This window comes from Cupriavidus sp. 86D6, assembly GCF_057815095.1.
On sequence record NZ_JBYPSB010000006.1, the window covers coordinates 280,095 to 296,623 of the forward strand.

The window sequence follows — 16,529 nt, forward strand, 5'->3', positions numbered from 1 at the left end:
TCACGCTCGCGCGGAGCCAATTCGGGAGAAGGCAGCATGATCGGGAGGATCGCCACGGCGGCCACGGCCACCGCAGCAGGTCTTGTATTCAGTGCGTTGACATGGGCGCCGGCCGCATCGGCCGCGCAGATCACGCGTTTCTCACCCGAAGGGGTGAACCCGCAGGTGCGCCAGGTGGCCATCCGGTTCGACGAACCGATGGTGCCGATGGGCGACCTCAAGGCTGCCGCGCCGGCATCGGTGTCGTGCGTGGGCGGCGTCGGTGGCAGCGGGCGCTGGGTCAACGCCACGAACTGGGTCTACGACTTCGAGCGTGACCTGCCGCCCGGCGTGCGCTGCACCGTACAGATCACCCCGGCCCTCAAGAGCGTGGCCGGCAAGGCGTTCGCCGGCAAATCCGAATACCGGTTCGAAACGGGCGGTCCGATCGTGATCGCCGCGCGCCCGTCCGGCGGCCAGGTCGAGGAAGACCAGGTCTTTGCGCTGCGCTTCAACGGCGCGGCCACGGCCGGGTCGATCCGGTCCCATGCCTGGTGCCAGGCCGAGGGGCTGGGCGAACGGATTCCCGTGCGGCTGCTGGCCGGCAAGGAACGCGACAGCGTCATCGAGGCGCTGCGCTGGAAGGAAGTGGTCAAGCGCGACGGCGATGCCGTGCATCTGCTGGCCTGCCAGCAGCGCCTGCCTGCCGGCGCACGCATGCAACTGGTGCTCGATGCGGGCATTGCCACCCCGTCGGGCCTGGCCACCACGGCGGCCCGCCGCTTCGACTTCCAGGTGCGCGACCCCTTTGCTGCGGGCTTTACCTGCGAGCGCGAGCGTGCCGAAGCCCCCTGCACGCCGCTGCGGCCGATGACCGTCACATTCACCGCGCCGATTTCGCGCAAGGCGGCCGAAGGCATCGTGATGAAGACGCCGTCCGGTCCGAAGACGCCGTCCTTTGATCCGGACGAGGCGCCCGATGCGCCGGTATCCACCATCACGTTCAAGGGTCCGTTCCCGGAAAAGGCCAGCCTGACGATCGAGGCGCCGAAGGATCTCAAGGACGAAAGCGGCCGGGCACTCAGCAACGCCGACCTGTTCCCGATCAAGCTCACCACCGCGGCGCTGCCGCCGCTGGCCAAGTTCGCCGCCGCGCCGTTTGGCGTGGTCGAACGCTTTGCCGACCTGCCGCGCGGAAAATCGGCAAACGACTATCCGCCGCTGCTGCCCGTGACGCTGCGCAATGTCGAGGCCGATCTGCCCACGCTGGCCGTGCGGGCCGAGGCCGGCACCGTGGCGCGGCTCAAGGTCGATGACGACGGCGCCATCCTGCGCTGGTTCGGCATGGTCAAGCGCATGCACGAGAACAGCTGGACCCGCGAGCAGATCGCCGCCATCCGCGCCGGTCAGGCACCGTATTCCGTCCAGAGCCCGCGCAACGCCCCGTCGATCGAGACGCGCTCGGTGTCGCTGCTCGAAGGCGTCGCTGGCGCCAGGACGCTGGCCATTCCGAAGTCCACCGACACCACGCCGCGCCCGTTCGAGGTGGTCGGCATTCCGTTGCCCGAACCCGGTTTCCACGTGGTGGAGATCGCCTCGCCGATGCTGGGCGAGGCGCTGCTCGGCAAGAAGGCGCCGATGTACGTGCGTACGGCGGCACTGGTCACCAACCTTGGCGTGCATTTCAAGCTGGCACGTGGCGAGGGCGACGGCGACATGAGCGGCCTGGCGTGGGTGACCACGCTCGATGACGGCAAGCCCGTGGCCAACGCCAACGTGGCCGTCCGCAGTTGCGATGGCGAGCTGCTGGGGCAGGGCACCACCGACGCCACCGGCGTGGCGCGCTTCGCCAAGCTGGCCGACCGTCGCTACAAGGACTGCGCCAACGGCATGGACGGCTATTTCGTGTCGGCCCGCATCGCGGCCGACCATGCCCAGGCGCGCGGCAAGGCCGACATGGCCTTCGTCATGTCGGACTGGAATCGCGGCATCGAGACGTGGCGCTTCAACGTGCCCACCGATCTGAGCCCGAAGCAGACCGTGCGTGCCCATACCGTGTTCGACCGCACGCTGCTGCGCGCCGGCGAGACGGTGTCGATGAAGCACCTGATCCGTAACGAGACCGCGCAGGGTTTTGCGTTGCCGCAGGCCATGCCGGCGAAGCTGCTGATCACCCATGAAGGCAGCGGCCAGAAGTACGAGATGCCGCTCGCCTGGCGCACCACCGCCACGGGCGGGCGCAGTGCCGAGAACGCGTTCCAGGTGCCGTCGTCGGCCAAGCTCGGTGTCTACGACGTGGCGCTGGTCTACGACAACGATCGCACGCTCGATAGCGGCAGTTTCCGCGTCGAGGCCTTCCGCTTGCCGGTGCTGTCGGGCACGTTGTCGGTGACCCGGGACGCCAAGGCCAAGGGCAATGCGCTGGTGGCGCCCGCCGAGGTGCCGGTGGGCGTGGAGATCCACTACCTCAACGGGGGCGGTGCGGCCGGCCTGCCGGTGCGCCTGTCCGCGCTGATGCGCAACAAGGCGGTGAACTTCGCGGACTATGACGACTACGCGTTCAACCCGCCGCGCGCGCAGCGCCAGAGCGGCAGTGGCGACGAGGAAGACGACCAGGACAGCGAAGGATCGCACGACGAATCCGAAAAACTCGTGGCCGACAAGCTGCCGCTGACGCTGGACAAGGATGGCAACGGCAAGCTGACGGTGAAGAACCTGCCGAAGGTCGATGCCCCACGCGACCTGGTGCTCGAAGCCGGCTTTGCCGACCCGAACGGCGAGATCCAGACGCTGCGCCAGACGGTGCCGCTGTGGCCGTCGGCCGTGGTGGTGGGCATTCGTGCGGCCAACTGGGTATCGGTCAGCCAGAAGCTGGCAGTACACACCGTGGTGCTCGATACCCAGGGCAAGCCGGTGGCCGAATCGCCGGTGCAGATCAAGGCACGCGCCCGCATCACCACGTCGGCGCGCAAGCGCGTGGTGGGCGGCTTCTACCGCTACGACAACCGCAGCGAGACCAAGGACCTTGGCGCGGTATGCGATGTGCGCACCGACGCCCAGGGCCGCGCACGCTGCGAGGTGGCACTGACGCAGGCCGGTGAAGTGGAGCTGATCGCCAATGCGCGCGATGCCGACGGCCGCACGGCGCAAGCCGCCACGACGGTGTGGGTCACGCGCCAGGGCGAACTCTGGTTCGGTGGCGAGAACCATGACCGCATGGACGTGCTGCCCGAAAAGAAGGCGTACGCGCCCGGCGACACCGCCGTGTTCCAGGTGCGCATGCCGTTCCGCCGCGCCACGGCGCTGGTGGCCGTGGAACGCGAGGGCATCCTCGAAACGCAGGTGGTGGAGCTCAACGGCAGCGACCCGACGATCAAGCTCAAGGTCAAGCCGGAATGGGGACCGAACGTCTACGTGTCGGTGCTGAGCCTGCGTGGCCGCCTGCGCGAAGTGCCGTGGTACTCGTTCTTCCAGTGGGGCTGGCGCCAGCCGCTGGACTGGTGGCACGCATTCCGCAGCGAAGGGCGCGAATACGTGGCGCCGTCGCCGCTGGTCGATCTGTCGAAGCCGGCGTTCCGGCTGGGGCTGGCGCAGATCCGCGTCGGCAACGAGGCGTACCGGCTCGACGTGAGCGTGACCCCGGACAAGGCGAGCTACCCGGTGCGGGGCAAGGCGCGCGTGACCGTGCAGGTCAAGCTGCCCGACGGCAAGCCCGCGGCCAATGGCGAAGTGGCGCTGGCCGCCGTGGACCAGGCGCTGCTGGAACTGATGCCGAACACGAGCTGGAACCTGCTCGACGCCATGGTGCAGCCGCGCAGCTATGGCGTGGAAACCTCGACGGCCCAGATGGAAATCATTGGCCGCCGCCACTATGGCCGCAAGGCGGTGCCGGCGGGCGGCGGCGGGGGCAAGAGCCCCACGCGCGAGCTGTTCGACACGCTGCTGCTGTGGAATCCGCGCGTGCAGCTGGACGGCGAAGGCAAGGCCACGCTGGACGTGCCGCTCAACGATTCGCTGACCAGCTTCCGCATCGTCGCCGTGGCCGATCTGGGCGTGAACCGCTTCGGCAGCGGCAGCGCCAGCATCGCCGCGACGCAGGACCTGCAGATGATCTCGGGCCTGCCGCTGCTGGTCCGCGAGGACGACAAGTACCGCGCGATGTTCACGCTGCGCAATACCACGCAGCGCGCGATGACCGTGGAAGCCACGGCACGCGCCACGCTGGTGGACGCGCAGACGCTGCCGGCGCAGACCGTGCAGATTCCCGCCGGCGAGGCCCGCGAGATCGGCTGGGACATCACCGCGCCCGCGCTGCTGGCGTACAGCCGCAGCGGCACGATCCTGTGGGACGTGGCCGCCGCCGAGAAGGGCACGGGCGGCGCCAGCGACAAGCTCAAGGTATCGCAGCAGATCGTGCCGGCCGTGCCGGTGACCGTGCAGCAGGCGATGCTGGCGCAGTTGACGCCGAACATGTCGGTGCCGGTGCAGGCGCCGGCCGGTGCGCTGGCCGATCCGTCCGGCAAGCTGCGCGGCGGCATGCAGGTAACGCTGCAGTCATCGCTGGCCGGCGGCATGCCTGGCGTGCGGGAATGGTTCCGCAATTATCCGTTCAGCTGCCTGGAGCAGCGGTCGTCGAAATCGCTCGGGCTGGGTGATGCGGCGGCCTGGGACGCGCTGATGGCGCAGCTGCCGTCGTACCTCGACACGAACGGGCTGGCGTCTTACTTCCCGCTGCGCAGCGACAGCCAGTCGGGCAGCGAAGTGCTGACGGCCTACCTGCTGGCGATTGCCGACGAGGCGTCGCGCGCAGGGCTGCCGATGCGCATTCCCGACGCACAGCGCGACCAGATGGAGCGTGGCCTGACAGCGTTTGTCGAAGGGCGCATCGCGCCGCCGCGCTGGGCCCCGTCGTCGGCGACGATGGATCTGGACGTGCGCAAGCTTGCGGCCATCGAGGCGCTGTCGCGCAGTGGCAAGGCGCAGGGCCGCATGCTGGGATCGATCCAGATCCTGCCAGACCAGTGGCCGACGTCGGCGCTGATCGACTGGCTGGGCATCCTGTCGCGCGTGCAGGACATCCCCGAGCGCGACAAGCGCATGGCCGATGCCACGCAACTGTTGCGCAGCCGCCTGACGGTGCAGGGCACGCGCCTGGTGTTCTCGACCGAGCGCGCCGACAACTGGTGGTGGCTGATGGCCGGCGGCGACGTCAACGCAGCGAAGCTGCTGGCGCTGGCGTCGCAGCTGCCGGCCTGGAAGGAAGACGTGCCGCAACTGGTGACCGGCCTGCTGGGCCGCCAGACGCGTGGGGCGTGGTCGACGACCACTTCGAACGCCTGGGGCGTGATGGCGATCCGCCGCTATGCGCAGGCCTACGAGAAGACGGCTGTGGCGGGCAGTGCGCGTGCCACGCTTGGCGAGGTGTCGCGCACGTTCGACTGGTCCAGGGCCGCGCATCAGGACGGCGTGGCCAGCGGCATGGTCGACCTGCCGTGGCCGGCGGCAGCCGCCAGCGCACCCGCTGCGCTGCAGGTGGAGCAGCAGGGCACGGGCCGTCCGTGGGCCACGGTGCGGGCGCTGGCCGCCGTGCCGCTGCGCGAGCCGGTGGCGGCGGGCTATCGCATCCGCCGCAGCGTCACGCCGGTGGAGCAGGCCGTGGCGGGCAAGTGGTCGCGTGGCGACACCTATCGCGTCAAGCTCGATATCGATGCGCAGGCCGACATGACGTGGGTAGTGGTCAGCGATCCGGTGCCCACCGGGGCGACGATCCTGGGCAGCGGCCTGGGTCGCGATTCGGTGATCGCCACGCGTGACCAGAAGTCGGCATGGTCGGACTTCACCGAGCGCACGCCCGAGGCCTATCGCGAGTACTTCAGCTATGTGCCCAAGGGCGGGCTGTCGGTCGAGTACACGGTGCGGCTCAACAACGCGGGCGAGTTCGCGCTGCCGCCGACACGTGTCGAGGCAATGTACGCCCCGGACGTGTTCGGTGAAACCCCCAACGCGAAGCTGACGGTGGGAGCGGCCAAGTGAGCTGGATCGCCATGCGGATGCCCCCACGCGTGCGCGAATGGTGGATGGCCGGCGCACTGGCCGGCATCACCTACGGTGTGCTGCTGTTCCAGGCGTCGCTGGAACTGCCGCCCAATACGCCGCTGACCGGGCAGATCGCGTACCAGCCGGTCTGGAAGACGGCAATGGTGCTGCTGCTGGCGCGGGCGGCGTGGTTCCATCGCCCTTCGGCCGAGCGGCGCTGGCTGGTGATCGCGCTGGTCTTCTCGGGCCTGGGCGATTTTCTGCTGGCGCTGCCCGGGCTCCGGGTGTCGTTCGTCGGTGGGCTGGGCGCCTTTCTGATGGCGCATCTGGCGTATCTGCGGCTGTTCGTGCCGCTGGGCGGCGACATGCGTCCGCAGCGGCTGGTGGGCTGCGGGCTGGTGCTCGGTGCGGCCGGTGCGTTGCTGGGGCGCTTCTGGCCCAACCTCGGACCTTTGATGTGGCCCGTGACGGTCTATATCGGCGTGCTGGCCGCCATGGCGTGCGCGGCGCTGCTGGCGCGCCTGCCGACGCCGCTGACGGCGCTCGGGGCGCTGTGCTTTGTGGTGTCCGACGCGCTGATCGGCACGGCGAAATTCCTGTCGCCGTTCGACACATACCAACTGGGCATCTGGTGGACCTACGCCATTGCGCAGCTGCTGCTGGTGGCCGGTGTGGTGGCGGGGCGCGACGCGCACGATTGAGGCATCTGGTGCAGGCAAGGCGGGACGAAGCATGCGATTGAAGCGAAGTGCATGGGTGGTGACAAGCCTGCTGCTGTGGTCGGCCGGCGCGGCCCATGCCGTGCCCGGTTTCCGGGAGGTGCGCGACAACTGGCGCAGTGCCGATATCGTCGTCACGGATCGGCACGGGCAGACGGTGGCGCGCGTGCGCGACGACTTCCAGGCACGGCGTGGCGACTGGGTGACGCTGACCGATACCTCGCCGGCCTTGCGCACGGCCATCGTGCTGTCCGAGGACAGGCGCTTCTATGCGCATAGCGGGGTGGACTGGCAGGGCGTGGCCGCGGCGGCGTGGGCCAACCTCTGGAACACACGCACGCGCGGGGCATCGACGCTGACGATGCAGTTGGCCGGGTTGCTCGATGCCGATCTGCGCGCCGGCCGTGGCCGCAGTTTCGGGCAGAAGATGGGGCAGGTGGTCAGTGCGTCGTCGCTGGAGCGCGGCTGGAGCAAGGATCAGATCCTGGAGGCCTACCTGAACCTGGTGCCGTTCCGGGGCGAACTGGTGGGGCTGTCGGCGATGTCGCAGACGCTGTTCGGCAAGGTGCCGAGCGGGCTCGATGCGCGGGAGTCCGCGGTGGCGGTGGCGCTGGTGCGCAGCCCGAATGCGTCGGCGCTGCAGGTGTCGAAGCGGGCGTGCGGCATCTTGCGCGACATGAAGCTGCCGCGCGAATGCGACGGGCTCGACGGCTTTACCACGCTGGTGCTGGCAAAGTCATCGGGCGCGGCGGCCGATGCGATGAACGCGCGCCGCGACATCCAGCTCGCACCGCATCTGGCGCGGCAACTGGTGACCCAGGCGCGGGTTGCGACGCCGGCCGGAAAGCCGCTGCCGCCGCGCATCGTATCGACGCTCGACGCCGAATTGCAGCGCGTGGCGGCGGACAGCCTCGGCCGGCATCTGCGCGAACTGGCCGGCCGCAATGCCGAGGACGGTGCGGTGGTGGTGATCGACAACGCCAGCGGCGACGTACTGGCCTATGTGGGGTCGTCGGGCGTGCTGTCGGCGGCGGCTCAGGTCGATCATGCGGCCGCACTGCGGCAGGCCGGATCGACGCTGAAGCCGTTCCTTTATGCGCAGGCGATCGAGGAACGCCGGCTTACCGCCGCATCGTTGCTCGACGATCGGCCGGTCAACCTGCCGACCGGCGGCGGGCTCTATATTCCGCAGAATTACGATCATCGCTATGCCGGCTGGGTCAGCCTGCGTGCCGCGCTGGGGTCGTCGCTCAATGTGCCGGCCGTGCGCACGCTGGTCATGGTGACCCCGCATCGCTTCCATCGCCGCCTGGTGTCGCTGGGTCTGCCGCTAACCCAGTCGGGCGATTACTACGGCTACAGCCTGGCGCTGGGCAGTGCCGATGTGTCGCTGCTGTCGCTGACCAATGCGTATCGTACTTTCGCCAATGCGGGCGCGTACTCGGCACCGCGCATGACGGCGGGTGCCGCGATGCCCGCGAAGCGTGCGGTGATGACACCCGATGCCACGTATGTGATCGGCGACGTGCTGTCGGACCGCCATGCGCGGGCGCGCACATTCGGGCTCGACAGTCCACTGACAACGCGTTTCTGGACGGCGGTGAAGACCGGCACCAGCAAGGACATGCGCGATAACTGGTGCGTGGGATGGTCGCAGGCCTACACGGTAGGTGTATGGGTGGGCAACGCAAGCGGCGCGAGCATGCACGACGTGTCGGGGGTATCCGGTGCGGCGCCCGTGTGGCACGAAGTCATGGAGGCGCTGCACCGGGGCAAGCCGAGCCGCGCGCCGGCGATGCCGGCCGGTGTGGAGCGCGTGGCGCTGGATTTCGAGGACGGCCTGGAGCCCGCGCGTGACGAGGTGTTTCTGACGGGTACGGCCGTGCCGCACATCCGCATCGGCAAACCCGGCAAGACACCCGGTACGCCGGCGATTGCGAGCCCGGCGGACGGCACGATCTTCGCGCTCGATCCCGATATCCCGCCGGCGGCGCAACAGGTCTGGTTCCATGCCGATGGGCTGACCGGCCAGACCGCCAACGCGGTGACATGGCGCATGGACGGCAAGCCGCTGGGCAAGGGGGGCCAAGTGGGCTGGCTGCCATGGCCGGGACGGCATCGTGTGCAGCTGGTGGATGCCGGCGGCAAGGTGGTGCACGAGATCGGCATCGAAGTGCGCGGCGCCAGCGTGCGCGAGACCACGGCACAGAAGGTGTCGCTGCGGCGCTGATGCCCGCTGATGCCGCGCCGCCGGCCGGAGGCTACAGCGGGGATTGCGGCAGTTCGCGCGCCTTGAGGAAATCGACGAACACGCGCAGCTTGGGCGGCATCAGCGCGCGGCTTGGGTAGTAGAGGTAGAAGCCCGAGAACGGCGGCGTCCAGGCATCGAGCACGGTGACCAGCGCCCCCGACGCCAGCGCCCCGGCGATATGGTGCGGAAACTCGTACACCAGCCCCAGCCCTGCCAGTGCGGCCTGATGCAGCATGGTCTTGTCGTTGGCGATCAGCGCGGGGCGGGTGTCGACGGTGAACGGGCGGCCGCCCGCGCGCGAAAATTCCCAACGGTACATCGACCCCATGGGCCCGAAACGATATTGCAGGCACGCATGCCGATGCAGGTCATGGGGCGTTTCCGGCGTGCCATGGGCGGCCAGGTAGTCGGGCGAGGCGGCTACCACCATGCGCAGCGGGCCTGTCACAGGAATCGCGACCATATCCTGCTGCAGCGCTTCGCCCAGGCGCAGGCCGGCATCGAACCCTTCGGCGATCAGGTCGATGAAGCGGTCGTCGGTCACCAGATCGACGCATATCGACGGGTACGCACGCATGAAATCGGTCAGGATCGGCCGCAACGCGATGACCACCGCCGAATGCGAACTTGTCAGCCGCAACGTGCCCACCGGTACGTCGCGCTGCTGGCGTACGTCGTCGGTGGCGGCATGGATTTCGGCCAGGGCCGGTGCCACGCGCGCCAGCAGCGCCGCGCCAGCCTCCGTCAGGCCCACGCGGCGCGTCGTGCGTTGGAGCAGGCGCACGCCAAGCCGGTCTTCCAGATGGCGCACGGTCTGCGAAATCGCCGAAGGGCTGACGCCCAGGGCAGCAGCAGCGGCGGTGAAACCCCCAAGTTGCGCCACGCGGGTGAAGGCGGCCAGCGCGGGCAGGGAATCCGGGTCAATTGTGAAGTCAGGCTTCATGATGCGTGCAGCGTAGCACGCTGTTTCCCAATGCGTGGGATGGCGATACTGGCGCTCATCCGGTTGGGACGTGCTGTTTGTTCCGGTGCCCGCCGTGACCTGAAACCACAAGGAGTCTCCCGATGACGGCAATGCGCAAACTGGGGCAGGTTGGCCCCGAAGTCTTTCCCCTTGGCCTGGGCTGCATGGGCATGAGCGAGTTCTATGGCGACCACGACGACGCCGAATCCATTCGTACGATTCATTACGCTATCGATAAAGGCGTAAACTTTATCGATACGGCAGATATCTATGGTCCGCACACCAACGAGCAATTGGTGGGCCGGGCATTGGCCGGACGCCGTGACAAGGTGGTACTGGCCAGCAAGTTCGGCATTGTGCGCGATCCCGCCAACCCGGGGGCGCGCGGCGCCAATGGCCGTCCCGAGTATGTCCGGGCGTCTTGCGATGCCAGCCTGAAGCGGCTGGGCGTGGATCATATCGACCTGTACTACCAGCATCGCGTAGACCCGGACACGCCGATCGAGGAGACCGTCGGCGCGATGGCCGATCTGGTCAAGGCCGGCAAGGTGCGGTGGATCGGGCTGTCCGAGGCCGGCACGGCCACCATCGAGCGCGCCCATGCGGTGCATCCGGTGACGGCCCTGCAGACCGAATACTCGCTGTGGACGCGCGACGTGGACGAGAACGGCATCCTGGCCACCTGCCAGCGGCTGGGCATCGGCTTTGTGCCATACAGCCCGCTGGGGCGCGGCTTCCTGACCGGCGCCATCCGTACGCCCGACGATTTCGCGCCGGACGACTATCGCCGTACCAATCCGCGCTTCACGGGCGAAAACTTCGCGCGCAACCTGAAGCTGGTGGATGCCGTGCGCGAACTGGCGGCAGCCAAGGGATGCACGGCGGCGCAACTGGCGCTGGCCTGGGTGCTGACGCGCGGCGAGCAGGTGGTGCCGATTCCCGGCACGCGCCGGATCGCCAATCTCGACGACAATCTGGGCGCACTGAACGTCACACTGTCTGCGCGGGACCTGGCCGATATCGACGCGGTGTTCCCGCTGGGCGCGGCGGCGGGTACGCGCTACGCCGAACAGGTGATGTCGCTGCTGTCGCGCTGATCGGGGTCCGGCAACGGGGCCGGCCGGGTGACAATGTCGGCCTTCGCCTCTTTTTGCCTGTACGGGCCCCCACCGATGACTGCCGAGCCGACCGTCCCCCTGACTGCCCTGGATGCCGCCGCCACCGCGGCACGCCTGCCGTATCCCGCGCTTGCCCGGGCCATTGGATCGATGCTGGGCGAACTGCGCGACGGCACCGCGATGGCGCCGCCGCGCATTGCGCTGCCCGTGGGCGACGCCGCGCGCGGGCAGGGCACGCTGCTGGTGATGCCGGCGTGCAACCGCGACATCGTGATGACCAAGAACATCACCGTCCATCCGGGCAATCCGCAGCGGGGCCTGCCCAATATCCTCGGCGAAGTGGTGGTGGCCAACGCGCATACCGGCGAGCGGATCGCCATGCTTGACGGCCCGACCGTCACCGGGCGGCGCACCGCCGCCGTATCGTTGCTGGCAGCGCAATCGTTCGCACCGATGATTGACGGGGAACTGCTGATCGTCGGCGCGGGCGTGCAGGCGCAAACCCATCTCGAAGCGTTCGTGGCCGGCCTGCCCGTGCGCAAGGTCTGGCTGCAGTCGCGCACGCGCGACAAGGCCGACGCGCTGGCTGCGCAAGCGCGGGCGCTGGGCGTGGCCGCCGACGTGATCGACGATGTCGCGGCGGTGCTGCCCCGGGTGTCGATGGTGGTCACCGTGACATCGAGCCGGACGCCGGTGCTGCCCGATGTGGACAGCGGCCTCTGGACCGACCGCCATTTCGTCGCGGCCGTCGGCGCATTCCGGCCCGACATGTGCGAACTGCCGCCGCAACTGTGCCAAACGGCATCGGCGCGGGGCCGTCTGCTGGCCGACACGCTGTTCGGTATCGAAGACGAAGCAGGCGACCTGCTGCAGGCGGGCATCGACTGGAATACGGTGCAGCCGTTCGAGACGGCCATTCTCGATGCCGACACCCTGCGTACGCGAACAGGCAGTCCGCTGGTGTTCAAGAGCGTGGGCTATGCGCTGTGGGACCTGGCTGCCTGCATCCTGGCCAGCCAGAAGTGACGCGGGGCTGGCGCCCGCATCCCGTCCGAACGCCTGTTTGAGCATTCGGCTATGCAGTCAAAAAACCACTCGCATCGAGTGGTTTTTCATTTGTGAAACAGAACCGTTGTGCTGACGCGTCGTTTTGGATGCAAAAACGCCGAAATCCGTGTCCGCCTTTTGGGTTAACCCTGTCTTTAGGGCATTTCTTCTATCATCCCGCCCCGTGTATGAAACAGTCCGCGCAAGTGCCGCAGGATAATTGCCGCCAGCAGTGGCTGTATTCAGAAGAAAGAGGACGGAGTAAGAGGAACAATGAAAAAGATCTATAAGAACATGCTGATGGCGGGTGCCGCCATGGCAATGGCTGGCGCCGCACAGGCCCAGTCCGCGGGCACTAACGTGGTGAGTCTGGGCTGGATGCGCGTGATGCCGACGGGCGACTCGCAACTGCTGACGATCGATTCGATCGGTGGCCGTCCGGCTGGCGTGCAGCGCCCGAACACCGGCGCCAAGATCGACGGCGCCGATACCGCCGGCCTGACGTTCGGGCATTTCTTCACCGACAACATTTCGGCCGAATTCGTCGTGGGCATCCCGCCCCAGCACGATGTCAGCGGCGACCGCGGCTATGCCCAGTACGGCAAGCTTGGCGAAGTGCGTCAATGGAGCCCGGCGATCGTCGCCAAGTGGCATTTCTTCGACGCCAAGACCAAGTTCCGCCCATACGTCGGCGTGGGTGTGAACTACACCTGGTTCACCGGCGAGACGGTCACGAACCAGACCTTCGTCCAGCGCGAGTTTGGCCCGGGCTCGACCATGACGGCGACCGCCAGTTCGTCGTGGAACCCGGTGTTCAACGTCGGCGCGAACTACGCGATCAACGAGAAGTGGTTCCTCGGCTTCTCGGTGTCGTACGTGCCGATCTCGTCCACGGCTCACTTCACCACCACGCTGGCCAATGGCGCCAAGGTCGAGTCGCACACCAAGATCAAGATCGATCCGGTCGTGACGTTCCTGCACGTCGGCTACAAGTTCTGATCCGTCACGGACCAGACGCCAGATGGCGAAAAGGGCACCCCCGGGGTGCCCTTTATCATTGGCGCGGCCCGATGTCAGGCCGCCGACTTCACCGGGTAGCCGGCATCCTCGATGGCTTGCTGCAGCGCCTGGCGATCCGCGGCCGATTCGACCTTGACCGACTGGGCCGGCACGTCGGCGGCCACCTGGGCGGCCGGATCGACGGCCTGCACCGCGCGGGTGATCGCGCCGACGCAGTGGTTGCAGGACATGCCTTCGACCTGGAACTGGATCATGGTGTGACTCCTTGTGAACGATTTGAGACTGGAAACGACTTTCGGAAGCAGTATGAACCTTCCCACCGTGGGAAGCGCAAGCCCGCGATGGTGACGCCGAAATAACGCCCCCGGCCTTGACCTTCCAATGATGGTAAGGTCCACAGTACAGTTGTCGCGCCCCGTGCGCCTTGCCGGATTTCGCCCATGTCCACCCCTGCGTCGTCCCTGAGTTCCGTCCCGAACACCACGCCGAATGCCACCCGGAATGCCATTGGTGCGGCCGAGTGGCGCCTGCCTGTCGAGGGCATGACCTGCGCGTCGTGCGTGGGCCGCGTCGAGCGTGCGCTGGCGAAGGTGCCCGGCGTGCATGACGTGGCCGTCAACCTGGCCACCGAGCAGGCCACGCTCCATGTCGACAGCGGCGCCGCACTCAACGCCGCCGCGCAGGCCGTGGCCGATGCGGGCTACGACGTGCCGCGCGACGAGGTCGAGCTCGCCATCGCGGACATGACCTGCGCGTCATGCGTGGGCCGCGTGGAGCGTGCGCTGCGTGCCGTGCCCGGCGTGCAGGACGCCCAGGTCAACCTGGCTACCGAGCGGGCCACGGTGACGGTGCTGCGCGGCACAGCCGATGCGGCGGCACTTGCCGAGGCTGTGGCGCGCGCCGGATATGGTGCCAGGCCGGTGGTCGATGCGGCAGCCGCTGCATGGGGTACGGAAGCACGGCGGTCCGATTTCTGGTCCGGTCCGTGGCCCGTGGCGATCTCCGCCGCGCTGTCGCTGCCGCTGGTGGCGCCGATGGTGCTGGAATGGTTCGGCATCCACGCGATGCTGCCGGGCTGGCTGCAATGGCTGCTGGCCACGCCGGTGCAGTTTGTGTTCGGCTGGCGCTTCTACAAGGCCGGCTACAAGGCCGTGCGCGCCCGTGCCGGCAATATGGACCTGCTGGTGGCACTGGGTACGTCGGCCGCCTATGCGCTGTCGATCTGGCAGATGTTCGATGCCGAGCCCGGCGCCATGCCTCACCTGTACTTCGAAAGCGCCGCGGTCGTGATCACGCTGGTGCGGCTTGGCAAATGGCTGGAAGTCCGCGCCAAGCGCCAGACCGCCGACGCCATCCGCGCGCTGGCCGCCCTGCGCCCCGATACGGCGCGCGTGGTCCGCAACGGCGTGGAGCAGACCGTGCCGGTGGCCGACGTGCGCGTGGGCGACGACATCGTCGTCCGGCCCGGCGAGCGGATTCCGGTCGATGCCGAAGTGGTAACCGGCGCCAGCCATGCCGATGAATCGATGCTGACCGGCGAGTCGCTGCCGGTGCCGAAGCGGCCGGGCGACCGGCTGACCGGTGGATCGATCAATTTCGAGGGCCTGCTGGTGGCGCGTACCGTGGCCGTGGGTGCCGAGACGGTGCTGGCCAGGATCATCCGCATGGTCGAGCACGCGCAGGCAGCCAAGGCGCCGATCCAGCGCATGGTGGACCAGGTCAGCGCGGTGTTCGTGCCCGTGGTGCTGGGCATTGCGCTGGCCACGCTGCTGGGCTGGGGCGTGATTGCCGGCGACTGGAGCCAGGCGCTGCTCAACGCAGTGGCGGTGCTGGTGATCGCCTGCCCCTGCGCGCTCGGCCTGGCCACGCCGACCGCGATCATGGCGGGCACCGGCGCCGGTGCGCGCGCAGGCATCCTGATCAAGGACGCCGAGGCGCTGGAAGTGGCGCATCGCGTGTCGATCGTGGCGTTCGACAAGACCGGCACGCTGACCGTCGGCAAGCCCGAGGTGGTCGCGCTGCACGCCGCCGATGGCGATGACAACGCACTGCTGGAAAAGCTCGCGGCATTGCAGGCCGGCAGCGAGCATCCGCTGGCACGCGCCGTGGTGGCGCTGGCGGCCGAACGCGGTATTGCGGCGCCCGTGGCCAGCGATGTGCGCGCGCTGCCGGGCCGCGGCATTGCCGGCGTGGTGGCGGGGCAGGCGCTGCAACTGGGCAGCGAAGGGCTGCGCGCGTCGCTGAACGCCGATGCGGGTGCACTGCAGGCCGATGCCGAACGCCTGCGTGGCGAAGGGCGCACGGTATCGTGGCTGATCGACGCCGCGACGCCTTCCGTGCTGGGGCTGGTGGCGTTTGGCGATGCGCTGAAGCCGGGCGCGGCGGCCGCCATCGCACGGCTGCGCGAGGCCGGCATCCGCACCGTGATGCTGACCGGCGATAACGCCGGCGCGGCGGCCCGCGTGGCCAGCGTGCTGGGCCTGGACGACGTGCAGGCCGAGGTATTGCCCGGGGACAAGGCCGCCCGCGTGACGGCGCTGCGGGCTGACGGCAACGCCGTGGTGGCGATGGTGGGCGATGGCATCAACGACGCGCCGGCGCTGGCGGCGGCCGATGTCGGCATTGCGATGTCCACGGGCACCGACGTGGCGATGCACGCGGCCGGCATCACGCTGATGCGTGGCGATCCCGCGCTGGTGGCCGATGCGCTGGCGGTGTCGCACCGCACCGTGCGCAAGATCCGCCAGAACCTGTTCTGGGCCTTTATCTACAACGTGATCGGCATACCGCTGGCCGTGGCGGGGCTGCTCAATCCGGTGGTGGCGGGCGCCGCCATGGCGTTCTCCAGTGTCAGCGTGGTCAGCAACGCGCTGCTGCTGCGCCGCTGGCACCCGCTGGCGGGCCAGCAAGCCAAGGAGGCAAGATGAATATCGGAGAAGCGGCGGAGGCCTCGGGCGTATCCGCCAAGATGATCCGCCACTACGAATCGATCGGCCTTGTCGATGCGCCGCCGCGCAGCGAGGGCGGCTATCGCCGCTACGACGAACGGGCGGTGCATACCTTGCGCTTCGTGCGGCGCGCCCGTAATCTCGGCTTCTCGCTCGACGAGATTCGCAACCTGCTGTCGCTCTGGCATGATCGCGGGCGGGCCAGCGCCGACGTGAAGGCGCTGACGCTGCGGCACGTGGCGGAACTGGAGGTCAAGATTGCCGAGCTGGCCGCCATGCGCGACACGTTGCGCGCACTGGCCGAGGCCTGCAGCGGCGACGACCGGCCCGATTGCCCGATCCTGTCCGACATGGCGTCGGAGGCGTCGGAAGCGCCGGGTTGTCCGGCATGCCACGCCTGACTGCAGGCTAGCCATCCGCAGCATCACGACAAGCAGGTCCCAACAA

General features: G+C 68.4%; 10 protein-coding genes. 8 read left to right on the forward strand and 2 right to left on the reverse strand.

Annotation, left to right across the window (positions count from 1 at the left end; genetic code table 11):
- The first annotated feature begins 36 nt into the window (after positions 1–36).
- From AC3G88_RS16840 to pbpC, 3 genes are read left to right on the forward strand one after another with little or no spacing between them, the layout of a single operon-like run.
- Entirely contained in the window at positions 37–6,012 is a 5,976-nt protein-coding gene (locus AC3G88_RS16840; RefSeq protein WP_488893597.1) for an alpha-2-macroglobulin family protein, read from the forward strand.
- On the forward strand, positions 6,009–6,716 hold the full coding sequence (locus tag AC3G88_RS16845; protein WP_487523381.1) for a lysoplasmalogenase: 708 nt from the start codon (positions 6,009–6,011) through the stop codon (positions 6,714–6,716). Before AC3G88_RS16840 ends, AC3G88_RS16845 begins: the two co-directional genes overlap by 4 nt.
- A gap of 31 nt (positions 6,717–6,747) precedes the next feature.
- Positions 6,748–8,964: a penicillin-binding protein 1C gene (pbpC, locus tag AC3G88_RS16850; protein WP_488893598.1), complete on the forward strand. Its 2,217-nt coding sequence runs from the start codon at positions 6,748–6,750 to the stop codon at positions 8,962–8,964.
- A gap of 31 nt (positions 8,965–8,995) precedes the next feature.
- Here pbpC and AC3G88_RS16855 read toward each other — a convergent pair whose 3' ends face one another.
- On the reverse strand, positions 8,996–9,928 hold the full coding sequence (locus AC3G88_RS16855; RefSeq protein WP_153946310.1) for a LysR family transcriptional regulator: 933 nt from the start codon (positions 9,926–9,928) through the stop codon (positions 8,996–8,998).
- A gap of 122 nt (positions 9,929–10,050) precedes the next feature.
- On the opposite strand from AC3G88_RS16855, the gene AC3G88_RS16860 reads away from it, so the two are divergent.
- The 3 genes from AC3G88_RS16860 to AC3G88_RS16870 all read left to right on the forward strand — a co-directional run bounded on the left by AC3G88_RS16860 (position 10,051) and on the right by AC3G88_RS16870 (position 13,113).
- Positions 10,051–11,046, forward strand: a complete 996-nt coding sequence (locus AC3G88_RS16860) for an aldo/keto reductase (RefSeq protein WP_488893599.1) — start codon at positions 10,051–10,053, stop codon at positions 11,044–11,046.
- A 75-nt stretch (positions 11,047–11,121) separates the two neighbouring features.
- Positions 11,122–12,093, forward strand: coding sequence for a delta(1)-pyrroline-2-carboxylate reductase family protein (locus AC3G88_RS16865; protein ID WP_488893600.1), 972 nt, complete (start codon positions 11,122–11,124; stop codon positions 12,091–12,093).
- Between the two features lie 294 nt (positions 12,094–12,387).
- Positions 12,388–13,113, forward strand: coding sequence for an OmpW/AlkL family protein (locus AC3G88_RS16870; protein WP_153946313.1), 726 nt, complete (start codon positions 12,388–12,390; stop codon positions 13,111–13,113).
- A 74-nt stretch (positions 13,114–13,187) separates the two neighbouring features.
- Here AC3G88_RS16870 and AC3G88_RS16875 read toward each other — a convergent pair whose 3' ends face one another.
- A complete protein-coding gene (locus tag AC3G88_RS16875; protein WP_400391454.1) occupies positions 13,188–13,388 on the reverse strand; it encodes a heavy-metal-associated domain-containing protein in 201 nt (66 codons plus the stop codon).
- Positions 13,389–13,574: 186 nt separating this feature from the next.
- Between AC3G88_RS16875 and AC3G88_RS16880 the strand changes: the two genes are divergently transcribed.
- Positions 13,575–16,061, forward strand: a complete 2,487-nt coding sequence (locus tag AC3G88_RS16880) for a heavy metal translocating P-type ATPase (protein ID WP_488893601.1) — start codon at positions 13,575–13,577, stop codon at positions 16,059–16,061.
- Positions 16,058–16,483 carry a Cu(I)-responsive transcriptional regulator gene (gene cueR, locus AC3G88_RS16885; RefSeq protein WP_488893602.1) on the forward strand — a complete coding sequence of 142 codons (426 nt, stop codon included), beginning with the start codon at positions 16,058–16,060 and terminating at the stop codon, positions 16,481–16,483. The genes AC3G88_RS16880 and cueR overlap by 4 nt, the downstream gene beginning before the upstream one ends.
- The last annotated feature ends 46 nt before the right edge of the window (positions 16,484–16,529 follow it).